Source organism: Pelosinus fermentans JBW45, from assembly GCF_000271665.2.
Classification (GTDB): Bacteria; Bacillota; Negativicutes; order DSM-13327; family DSM-13327; genus Pelosinus; species Pelosinus baikalensis.
Genome location: NZ_CP010978.1, coordinates 376,110 through 387,220, shown reverse-complemented (window position 1 = coordinate 387,220; position 11,111 = coordinate 376,110). Strand labels below are relative to the sequence as shown.

9 protein-coding genes are annotated in these 11,111 nt (G+C 39.3%); 3 read left to right on the top strand and 6 right to left on the bottom strand.

The genetic code is table 11. The annotated features are described in order from the left end of the window. Positions 1-6: 6 nt before the first annotated feature. Positions 7-939 (bottom strand): acyltransferase domain-containing protein, encoded by a 933-nt coding sequence (locus JBW_RS01475; RefSeq protein WP_255711433.1) that lies wholly within the window; start codon positions 937-939, stop codon positions 7-9. 377 nt (positions 940-1,316) lie between these two features. Between JBW_RS01475 and JBW_RS01470 the strand changes: the two genes are divergently transcribed. From JBW_RS01470 to scpB, 3 genes are all read left to right on the top strand, one after another. Beyond that, positions 1,317-3,311 carry an FAD-dependent oxidoreductase gene (locus JBW_RS01470; protein WP_007961330.1) on the top strand — a complete coding sequence of 665 codons (1,995 nt, stop codon included), beginning with the start codon at positions 1,317-1,319 and terminating at the stop codon, positions 3,309-3,311. A gap of 146 nt (positions 3,312-3,457) precedes the next feature. Further along, complete coding sequence (locus JBW_RS01465; RefSeq protein WP_007961329.1) at positions 3,458-4,036, top strand: TetR/AcrR family transcriptional regulator; 579 nt, start codon at positions 3,458-3,460, stop codon at positions 4,034-4,036. Between the two features lie 549 nt (positions 4,037-4,585). Then, on the top strand, positions 4,586-5,365 hold the full coding sequence (gene scpB / locus JBW_RS01460) for a methylmalonyl-CoA decarboxylase (protein WP_007961328.1): 780 nt from the start codon (positions 4,586-4,588) through the stop codon (positions 5,363-5,365). A 100-nt stretch (positions 5,366-5,465) separates the two neighbouring features. Here the strand turns inward: scpB and JBW_RS01455 are convergent, their stop codons facing one another. The 5 genes from JBW_RS01455 to JBW_RS01435 form a co-directional block, all read right to left on the bottom strand. Then, positions 5,466-6,074, bottom strand: a complete 609-nt coding sequence (locus JBW_RS01455) for an ABC transporter ATP-binding protein (RefSeq protein WP_007961327.1) — start codon at positions 6,072-6,074, stop codon at positions 5,466-5,468. A gap of 13 nt (positions 6,075-6,087) precedes the next feature. Further along, a complete protein-coding gene (locus tag JBW_RS01450; protein ID WP_007961326.1) occupies positions 6,088-7,023 on the bottom strand; it encodes an ABC transporter ATP-binding protein in 936 nt (311 codons plus the stop codon). Positions 7,024-7,036: 13 nt separating this feature from the next. Continuing rightward, positions 7,037-7,903, bottom strand: coding sequence for an ABC transporter permease (locus JBW_RS01445; RefSeq protein WP_007961325.1), 867 nt, complete (start codon positions 7,901-7,903; stop codon positions 7,037-7,039). Then, on the bottom strand, positions 7,896-8,903 hold the full coding sequence (locus tag JBW_RS01440) for an ABC transporter permease (RefSeq protein ID WP_007961323.1): 1,008 nt from the start codon (positions 8,901-8,903) through the stop codon (positions 7,896-7,898). Before JBW_RS01440 ends, JBW_RS01445 begins: the two co-directional genes overlap by 8 nt. Positions 8,904-9,159: 256 nt before the next feature. After that, positions 9,160-10,764, bottom strand: a complete 1,605-nt coding sequence (locus JBW_RS01435) for an ABC transporter substrate-binding protein (RefSeq protein WP_007961321.1) — start codon at positions 10,762-10,764, stop codon at positions 9,160-9,162. Between the last annotated feature and the right edge of the window lie 347 nt (positions 10,765-11,111).

Here is an 11,111-nt window from a genome sequence, read left to right as displayed (position 1 = left end):
TACATGCTAATTAAAAATTTCTTCAACTTCCTCAAGTTTTTTTATATCCTGGCCGAAAGGAGATAAGATATCATAAAATTGTGATAAAGAATCCTCTCGCAAATTATATTTTACGAAGTTTGCCAATGTGCCCGATGGCCCTAAATCAATATAGTTAAACTGAGCATCTTTCTCGAGTTTTAATATGGTTTTTTGAAAATAAATTGGGTACCTAGAAACATCCCAAAAATATTCAGCAGAAACTTCTGTAACATAATCACTCAATAAACATGATATAACCGGTATTTTGGGTTTTTTAAATGAAAAATTCTGTAAGAATTTTTTATACTCACTTTCTATAGAGTCAATATTCGCAGAATGAAAGCCATACCTCACAGGGAGTGTTTGAAAGATAATATTCTTGGTTGTTAAATATTTTTCGATTTTCAATAAATTTTCACTATCGCCGGAAATAACAAAATGAGAACAATAATTAACTGCTGCTAATTCCGAATGCAGAGAAATAGAAGAAACCTGATGATACAGTTCTGAATTGTGGATGATTGCTATCATACTTCCAAATTCACAATAACTCTCAATTAACTCTGCCCGCTTCAAAAGGCATTCTATCGTTTCTTCTACTGAAACAATACCCGCCACTGCTGCGCAAGTAACCTCTCCTAAACTTGCTCCTAGAACATAATCAGGTTCCACCCCACTTTCTATTAATACGCGAGCTAATGAATATTCCACCATAAAAATGGCTGGATGAGTATATAAAATATGATCAAATTTATCATCCATATTTTTGGCTTCATTATACATTTCATCCGTAATAGAAATGCCGACTTTTTGATATATAATGTCGTTTAACTTTGACATCCAACGTCTAAATACCGCATTATGATCGTATAGCTCTCTCCCCATATGATAATATTGAGATCCTTGACCCGAAAACATAAATACAACAGGTTTTCTCAGAGCGATTCCTCCTTCAGTTTATGATAAGTATTCCAGTAAAAATTACAATTGGATGATTGTACCATCCATTTTCTCTTTTTTATCATATCCTTAAGTAACCTCCTAGTACTTTCACTATTCCCAATATATTCATTGGATTATTTATACTATAAAGGATAATTATGACAATTTGGTGACAACTTCCATAACCATTTTATAAATGTAAATCAGTGACTACCCCAAATGGATTTGTTAGGAGTTTCTACATCTCTCCCGCAATCAGGAAAAACTATCTTGACAGTAATTTCTAATTATTATAAGATTTACTTAACAATTTCACTGAATGCATTCAGCGAAATAAGAGAGGAGAGTATCCAGTGCAAAAATACAAAAAATTATTTGAACCCATAAAAATAGGTCCTATCGAAATTAAAAACCGCTTTGCCATGGCACCGATGGGACCGTTAGGCCTAGCGGATTCAGAAGGCGGTTTTAATCAACGTGGTGTGGAATATTATACGGCACGGGCTCGTGGTGGAGTAGGTCTTGTTATTACAGGTGTTACTTTTGTTGATAATGCAATCGAAGAGCATGATGTATGTCACGTTCCTTGCTCTACCCATAATCCAGTTCATTTTATCCGTACTGCCAGAGAAATGACAGAACGTATCCATGCTTATGACGCGAGAATCTTTCTTCAACTAAGCGGGGGATTCGGCAGAGTAACCATTCCTACTAATTTAGGCGACCATCCTCCAGTTGCTCCATCTCCTATTCCTCATCGCTGGCTTGATAAAACATGCAGGGAACTATCGGTTGCGGAAATTAAACAGATTGTAGAGAGTTTCGGCAAAGGTGCGTACAACGCAAAGAGAGCTGGCTTTGACGGTGTTCAGATTCATGCTGTGCATGAAGGATATTTAATCGATCAGTTTGCCATTTCCCTTTTCAATCAACGTACAGATGACTATGGCGGTTCCTTAGAAAATCGCTTGCGCTTTGCGAAAGAAATCGTCGAAGAAATCAAGAAAACATGTGGAGCAGATTTTCCGGTAACTCTTCGCTACAGCCCTAAGAGCTTTATCAAGGGTTTGCGTGATGGGGCACTTCCGGGTGAGGAATTTGAAGAAAAGGGCAGAGATATCCCTGAAGGAATTGAAGCTGCTAAGCTCCTTGTGTCCTATGGTTATGACGCTCTTGATATCGATGTAGGATCGTATGATTCCTGGTGGTGGAGCCACCCCCCCATGTACCAGGCAAAAGGTTTATATATTCCTTACGCTAAGATTATAAAAGACGTAGTTGATGTGCCTATAATATGCGCAGGACGTATGGATAATCCATCTTTAGCATTAAACGCATTAGAAGATGGCGCTTGCGATATGGTAAGTCTCGGTCGACCACTACTCGCTGACGAAAGCTATGTAAATAAGCTTCGCAGTGGAAAAACAAGTGACATACGACCATGTTTATCCTGCCAAGAAGGCTGCATGGGACGCATCCAGGAATATTCTTCCTTAAATTGTGCCGTGAATCCAAGAGCCTGCCGTGAAAGAGAAACGGAGCTTACACCAGCGCTGAAAAGCAGAAAAATACTGATTGCAGGTGGTGGAGTCGCTGGCTGTGAGGCGGCTAGAGTCTTATCACTCCGCGGACACAAACCTATAATTTATGAAAGTACAGGGCGTTTAGGAGGTAATTTGATACCAGGCGGTGCGCCTGATTTTAAAGATGATGACCATGCTTTAATTGCTTGGTATGAAAATACATTAAAAGAACTTAATGTAGAAGTTCATCTCAATACGATAGTTACTCCTGAATTGATAAGTAAAAATCAAATCGATGGCCTCATCATTGCCACAGGCTCCAAACCCAAAATGTTTAATCTTGGAGATAATAGCAAAGTTTACTCTGCTGCACAAGTGCTGCTGAAAAATGTTGATCCTGGCAGCAAAACTGTTATTGTTGGCGGTGGACTTGTCGGCTGTGAGCTGGCTCTTTGGTTGGCAGATCAGGGGAGAAAAGTTACACTAGTAGAAGTGCAAAATAAGCTCTTGGCACTAAACGGCCCTCTTTGCCACGCTAACTCAGAAATGCTGGAAAAGTTAGTCCCCTTTAAAGGCGTGGAAGTACTAACGTCCGCTAAAATTATAAAAACTACAGACAAGGGAATTTTGCTAGAAGCCAATAACAAAACCGAAGAAGTTCCTTGTGACAGCGTAATCCTAGCTGTCGGGTATACCTCCGAAAATTCCCTTTATAATGAACTTAAATATGAGTTTTCCGATATTCATGTAATTGGTGATGCCCGTAAAGTTTCAAATATAATGTATGCCATATGGGATGCATTTGAAGTAGCCTCAAAATTATAAGTTTTTATATTTAAAAAACCTCTGGTAGCACTTGGCGCATATCAGAGGTTTTTTATTTGCTGCCATTGATTGAAAACCTTTTTTGAATTATATATAATTAGGCTAATTGTGAGTCAAATAGCCATTTATGATAGAGGTGAAAGTGTATGATAAAATTAACAAGCCGAGCAAAACAAGCTGTGGAGACAAAGAATAGAATTTATGAATGCGGTGTTAATCTGATTGGCAAATATGGTTTTGATCAGATTACAGTAGAGCAAATTGCCTCTGAGGCAGGAGTGTCTGTCGGTACATATTATTATTATTTTGAATCAAAGTTTGAACTTTTTAAAGAAATGTTTAAACGTGCTGATGAATACTTTTTAAACAAAATTGCTGACAATTTGGAAAGTAACATTGCACTAGAGCAAATCGTTGAATTCTTTGAAAAATATGCTGATTTTACTTATGAAAATGGAATTGAAATCGTAAAAAAGATTTATATTTCAAATAATAAGATGTTTATTACTGAAAACCGACCCATGCAAACAATCCTGCAGTCAATTATTGAAAAAGGACAATCTAGTGGAGAAATTCCAAAATCAATGTCTTCAATCGAACTAACCAATATGCTTTTCCTAGTTGGACGAGGTGTGATATTTGATTGGTGCTTACGAGATGGCAATATTAACCTAAAGACAACTATGAAAAAAGTAATGGGTATTGTGACAAAGGGCTTGAACTAAGCTATTTTTATGGACAAAACGCAGACCAGCTAACTAAAGAGGATAAATCGAAAATTAAATTGTCACTTGATATTTGGGATGCAAAACAGAAAAATAAGCAGGATAAATCGAGAAACGATTTTCCTGCTTATTTTATCTTTACTATTCAAACAATATTTTCATAGAACGATCAACTAAATATTAAACACTCTATGTTTTGAACCTTTTTCTTCATTTAGCCGTTCTTTTGATCAGGAAATTAATACCAAAACTACTATCTCTGATTGTTTCAAGCATACATATATCATTATAATCATAACCTATAGTTATCATACCATGATTATTCAATATTTCAATTATCTTCATAACAGGAATATAATAAAGATAGAAATGTAGGTATTCATTATACTGTATTTATAATACGATCGGAGGAGACGATATACTCCACTGTGGTGCCTTATTGGCAGGTCGAGAAGCATAGAGTTTTTCGAAGAAGAATTTATAGCTGCCTTATCGCAACTGAGTAATACAATAGTTTTTATAAGTTATGCTTATTTAGGAGGATTGATTATGTCATTAGTCAAGGTAGAAGTCTCAGAAAAAATGGGCATTATTACGCTAAATAATACCCATAAACTAAACGCATTAAGCGCCCAACTCGTCGATGATATTATTGAAGCACTTGATAATTTTCAAAAACAGAAGATACATATCATTATTTTGCGTGCTCCGGATGGATCTAAGGTATGGTCGGCAGGTCATGATGTTAAGGAATTACCGACAAAAATGAGAGATCCGTTAAGTTATTACGATTCACTTGAGGTACTTTTACGGGCTGTGGAAGAATACCCTGGCCCGGTTATTGCAATGGTACACGGCAGTGTCTATGGTGGTGCTTGCGACTTAATAATGACTTGTGATATGGTGATCGCCGATAAGACGGCTAAGTTTGCCATGACTCCTGCTAAGCTTGGAGTTCCATATAATTCTACAGGTATTTTACATTTTATGAATCGTTTACCGATTAATATTGCTAAAGAGATGTTTTTTACTGCTGAATTAGTTCCTGCGGAACGGGCTTTAAATGTAGGCATTATCAATCATTTAGTTGCAGAAGAAGAACTTCTCTCTTTTACATTAAATTTAGCTGCGACAATTAGCACCCGGTCGATGTTATCTATTGAGGTAATTAAAGAACAGTTCCGTGTTTTATCAAAAGCATATTCTATCACTCCATCCGCTTTTGAACGAGTACAGGGGATGCGGCGAAAGGTTTATGATAGCCATGATTATGAAGAAGCGATTACTGCATTTTTAGAAAAACGCCCAGCACATTTTAAAGGCGAATAAGCTTTTTTCACGACTCACTGCCGCCTTTCACATGAAGGCGGCTTATTTTAGATTGGGACTTATATTCATTATTTTACCAGAAAGTTTCTATTTCGCAGCATCATAATTGGGTATCTAATACCACTCGCCGAGTAGCAATGCGCTCCATCAAGGGATTGCTATGAGTTACAACAATAAGTCCAATCTTTCTTTCTGCTACTTCAGTTAACAGGAACTTCCATATTTGACTTTGGGTAATTAGATCAAGCATTGTGCTGATTTCGTCAGCAATGAGAAATTTGGTCCGTTTACCCAATGCTCTGGCAATACAAAAACGCTGCAGCTCTCCCCCGGATAATTCTCCGGGAAATCGATGAAACCAATCCCGTTCAATCCCCAAGCCATCCATAATCCGATCCTCGATCTCATCGCCTTCTGCAATTATGTCTTTCATGCGTAACCTTGGATTAACAGATTTTTCCGGGTGCTGCCAAATCATCTGAACCGGACAATAGCCCTCAATTTTGTGAATATCTTTTCCGTCTAGGAGAACCTGGCCACTTGTGGGCTTTATATAACCTGATAAAATTTGGCACAGCGTAGTTTTTCCAAATCCGCTGGGTGCCACAATACCGACTCGTTCATGACTTTCTATCGTGATCTGAACCTGATCGAGTATATTTACGCCTTTTTTATAACCGAAAGATATTCCTTTTGCCTCTAAAATCATTGTCATTCACTCCTCACTTTGCATGGATACAACGAACCGTTCCGAAACGTATCGTCTGTTCCAGAATATTTCCTTCACATTCCGGCGTAAGCTGAGGACACCGAGGACCAAAAGGACAACCATTGGGCATATCTTTTGCATATGGCTGATTTCCGGGAAAAGGATGAAAACCGTTTTGAGGTAAAGCTCGCCACAAAGCTTTCGTATAAGGGTGTCGAAGGGTGTCGACTGATTGAAAGTCTGCTACCGGAGCTTCTTCAACGGTGGTTCCTGCATAAAAAACAGCAATTCGATCAGCTACTTCTAGCGCTAATTCAATATCATGGGTGATGAGAAGTACTCCGTTACCTTTATCGGCAAATTCACGAAAATGACCCATGGCTTTTTTGGCTGCTTCTAAATGAAGACCGGGTGTAGGTTCGTCGGCTATGATCAAGCGTGGACTTTCCATCATTGCGGTAGTAAGAAGAACCCTTCGAGCCATACCGCCTGATAATTCAAAAGGATAAAGATCAGAGGTATTTTGTGGCAACTTATAGAAAGCAAACAGTTCCTCTTGTTTTTTGCGAACACTCTTGTCGTTTTGTTCTTTCCTCACTTGCTTGCCAACTTTTTCTAAAGGATCAAGATAGGTCACGCTCTGGGGAACCAAAACGATTTTTTTGCCACGCAACTCCTCGATACGTTCTGGCGATAATAATTCGTCCTCAAACCAAATATTGCCTTCAGCGTCACAGTTATGCGGCAAAATTCCCAAAATAGCATGAGCTAATAGGCTCTTCCCCGAGCCACTGGCCCCTACCACAGCAACAAGCTCTCCCTCGCCCACGGAAACATTTAAATTTTGGATGACTTTTAAATCAATTTTACGCAATCCCTTCTCATATTGCGTAAAAGAAACAGACAGATTTTTTATCTGCAAAATGTCTTTATTATTCATGCAGGACAACGCTTCTACCTCCTTACTCCTGGGCACTATGAGGATCAATGATTTTGCGCAGACTTCCTCCGACCAAATCAAAAAGTAAAACTGCAGTCATCAAGACCATTCCAGGGAAAAGTGCCAGCCACCACATCCCCAGTGATAAATACTTCATACTTTCCGACAAAATGATGCCAATACCGGGCTGTTCTGGCGGCAGGCCAAAACCCAAAAAGGTAAGAGCTGCTTCATGCAAAATGGCATGGGGAAAAAGCAGCACCAACCCAACCAGAAATTGTGGCAATACATGAGGAATCATATGTTTCACCACGATTTTCATTTTGCTTTGCCCTAACTTTCCGGCTATCTTTATATAATTTGCTTCTTTTAACTGAAGGATTTCTCCCCGGATTATTCTGGTCAAAACCGGCCAGTGGCTTATGGCAACGGCAACAACGACGCCAAATGTGCCTCTTCCTAAAGCATAGGAAATCAAAATCAGCAGTAAAAGGTGAGGAATGCCCATCACTAAGTCGATAAACCAGGTTATGACGGCATCTACCTTTTTTCCTAACGTTGCGGCAGCCGCTCCCAAAATGGCTGCTATAACAGCACTGATAACCGAAGCAAAAAGTCCAATATAAATACTGATGGACATCCCTTTCAAGGTACGGGCGAGCATGTCTCTGCCCAGCCAGTCGGTACCGAAGGGGTGAGCCATATGCGGCAAGAAATTTTTCTGGGTAAAGTTCGTTGTTATCGCTATATCTCCCACCAAAGTACCAAGCACCGTAATGGCCAATAAAAAGATACTGCCAAAAGCCAGATACATAAGGGTCTGGCCTCGTTGATTCAATCGTTTTCTTTGATATTTCTGCAAAACAGTTACAGAACCGGTATTATTCATATGCGCTTCCCCGCCTTATTCTAGGGTCAATAATCCCATATAAAAGATTGGCAATGAAATTACCGCCAAACACTAATGTTGCGCTGATCACTGCAATACCAAGTAAAAGAGGCGCGTCGCCGCCTAAACCGGCAGAAACAGCAGCTTTCCCTAAACCCGGATAGGAAAAAACTTGTTCCACCAGAACAGAACCGCCGAAGATTTCACTGATAGATGCAAATTGCAAAGTTATGGCTGGAAGCATAATATTACGAAGGGCATGATTCCGTATAATCGAAAGTCTGCTTTTTCCCCGCGCTTTGGCAAAAAGAATGTAATCTTCCCCCATAATGTCTATCATTTTTTCCCTGGTGTGCAGAGTAATATTGGCAATTCCAATTACACTCAGCGTTAAAGCAGGCAAAATCAAATGCTTTATGCTGTCCAAAATGGAGACTTCTGCAGCATTTACCCCAATTGGCACGCTCAATCCGATGGGCAAGATCTGCAGCCATACAGAGAAAATCATCACTAAAACCAATGCCAGCCAAAAAGTTGGCATACTGGCAATCAGTAATGAGTAGCCTTTAATTGCTTTATCGATCCATCGGTCGCGATATAAGCCAGCAACAATCCCGAATATGTATCCCAAGAAACCCGAGAAAATCCATGCAGTCGTCATGAGAACCATTGAATTCATAAATTTTACATGAATAACACTGGAAACAGGCTGACGGTAAAGCAGCGATGTTCCCATATCTCCCTGAACAAAATCGGTAAACCAATTCCAGTACCTTTCTATTGGCGGTGTATTTACGCCAAAATAAGCTTCGAGTTTATTCAGATTTTCTGCACTCATATTAGCCATACCAATTTCGCCAATGAATGCACGAACTGGATCGACAGGCGATGCTGAAACCAGGATGAAAGAAAGAATACTTACGGCAATTAACAGTGAAATTATTTTGATTATACTTTTTCCGATATATTTTAAAATGCCGGAATATGGTCCTATATCCATAAGAAATACCTCATTTTAAAAAAGAATAAGCTTATGGTACAGAAAATATCTTATTTTTCTGTACCATAGAACAGAAATAACTAGCTAATCTAGTAGTCCACCAAGCCTAAATCCATAGTGTTCTTGTCGCGATATTTCCCGCCCAGCTTCGTTATCGTCACCTTACATATGTCCGATATGTGCGGCTCCTCCGCCTTGCTGGACGAAAAATCTTGCACAATTCATCCTATAGCTCTAGTCTTGGCGGACTACCAGATTATTTCCAAGACCATTGGTGAACATTATTAACAATTGTCCAGCCATAACCATGAGGATGAATTTTTTTATCAATTACATTCAGATTTTCTTTGGCGAAATAAATGTGTTTGATTTCTACCAGCCACACCCAAGGGGAGTCAGCTTGAGGAGTAATACCAATAGCACCATCCCATTGTGCTTTTTTCCACAACGGATACGATGCTTCCACAGAAGTAGCTGCTAATGCCTCGTCAATGTATTGATCTACCGTTGGATTGGAATAAGAAGCATAGTTTTTACCAGTATAATAGTGGCTCCTAACGCCAGTAGGAGAATGAGATCCGGCACCAAAGACATGGGGCGTCTCATAACATAAAGTTGAAATTTGATCCCAGCTTGAGCCCATCGGATTTACTTTTATCCCTACTTGTTTTAGCATTTCTTTCACAGCCATAGCAATTCCAGTTCGAACGGAATTTGATGAAATATAGAGAAGATCAAACTCGGCTTTTAAGCCCTGTTTTTCATAAATACCTTCTGCATTTAATTTCCAACCGTCTGCTTCTAGAATGGTTTTTGCTTTTGCAGGATCATACGCTACTTTCATGGCCTCATTTTCCCAAGGTTCATTAACGCTGTCACTATAAGCCACTGAACCATAGCCGTTTAGAACATTTTTTACGATGGCCTCCCGGTCAATCGCGCAAGCAATTGCCTGGCGAATCGCTAGATGCGAAGTAACGTTATTGCCAGCAGGATAGGTTTCTCCATTTTTCTTGGCAGGTGTCTTATTCCCTGCAGGAACAGTGGGGAGATTCAGTCCGCGGATATCTTCGGTATTGAACGACAGGATATTATATCCTTTAATCGGGTTAGCGGTATAAGACGGAGCTGTATAAGCGACATCTACTTGTCCACCTTGAGCCGCCGCATAGGAAGCATCTTCTGACATAAAGACAATCGAAACTTTCTTCATTTTTGCTTTTTCGCCATAATAATTAGGATTGGCTTCTAAAATGACTTGCTGGCCCTTATCCCATTGTTTCAGAATATACCGGCCGGAACCAATCGGATTTTTTCCATAGGTCGCAGCATTATAAGCATGCTCGGGAACAATACCTACAACAGCAGCCGTATAAGCAAACGCTGAATAAGGTGTGTTAAAATGAAAGACCGCAGTCGTATCATCAATGGCTTCCACAGATTTTAGCATAGACAAATCGGTCTCAGTCGCCTGCTTCATAGCATTATTATAGGTAAAAGCCACGTCTTTTGCAGTAAGCGGCACACCATCCGTAAATTTTACATCAGAACGAATTTTAAAAGTCCATGTGAGACCATCCGGCGAAATCGTATACTCTTTTGCCAGGTCATATCCAATTGTAATATCATCTTTTGTAATTAATAAGGTACTTTGAATTAAAGGATCGTGTGTATGCTCACCGGCAGCCCATCCCATAATCGGATCGAATCCGGCAGCAGGCTCTGATTCGGCATCCATGGCAATTACGACACTGTCTTTCGTCGCTGTACCTGCGTCAGTCTTATCTGCTTTACCACAGCCAACTAATGTAAATAAGAAGATTACTATTAAAAACAACGCTAAATTTCTTTTGTTCTTCATGCTTTCCTCCAAACATTTTTTGCCTTTCACGTTATCCATTGCCTAATACATGCAGTGGTAGAAAACTCCCGGCAATTCCCCTCCTTTCCAAGCATTAAGGTGTTTTTCAAATGTCAAATCTTCGTAATTTCTTCTTTTTTTGATTTTTTTGCAAAAAAAATGTAGCAGAAAACCGGGGCAAACTTTTTCCCCAATGGTTTCATACCACAGTTTTAGATCTATATATTGTATGTGTTGTTTTACTACTAAAAGTTAGAATATGACTTCTGCCATATTTATAAAATTTCCACAATCTTATTTTTATACTAGATTATAACAGCTAATAATAATTCTGTAAAGATGGCTTG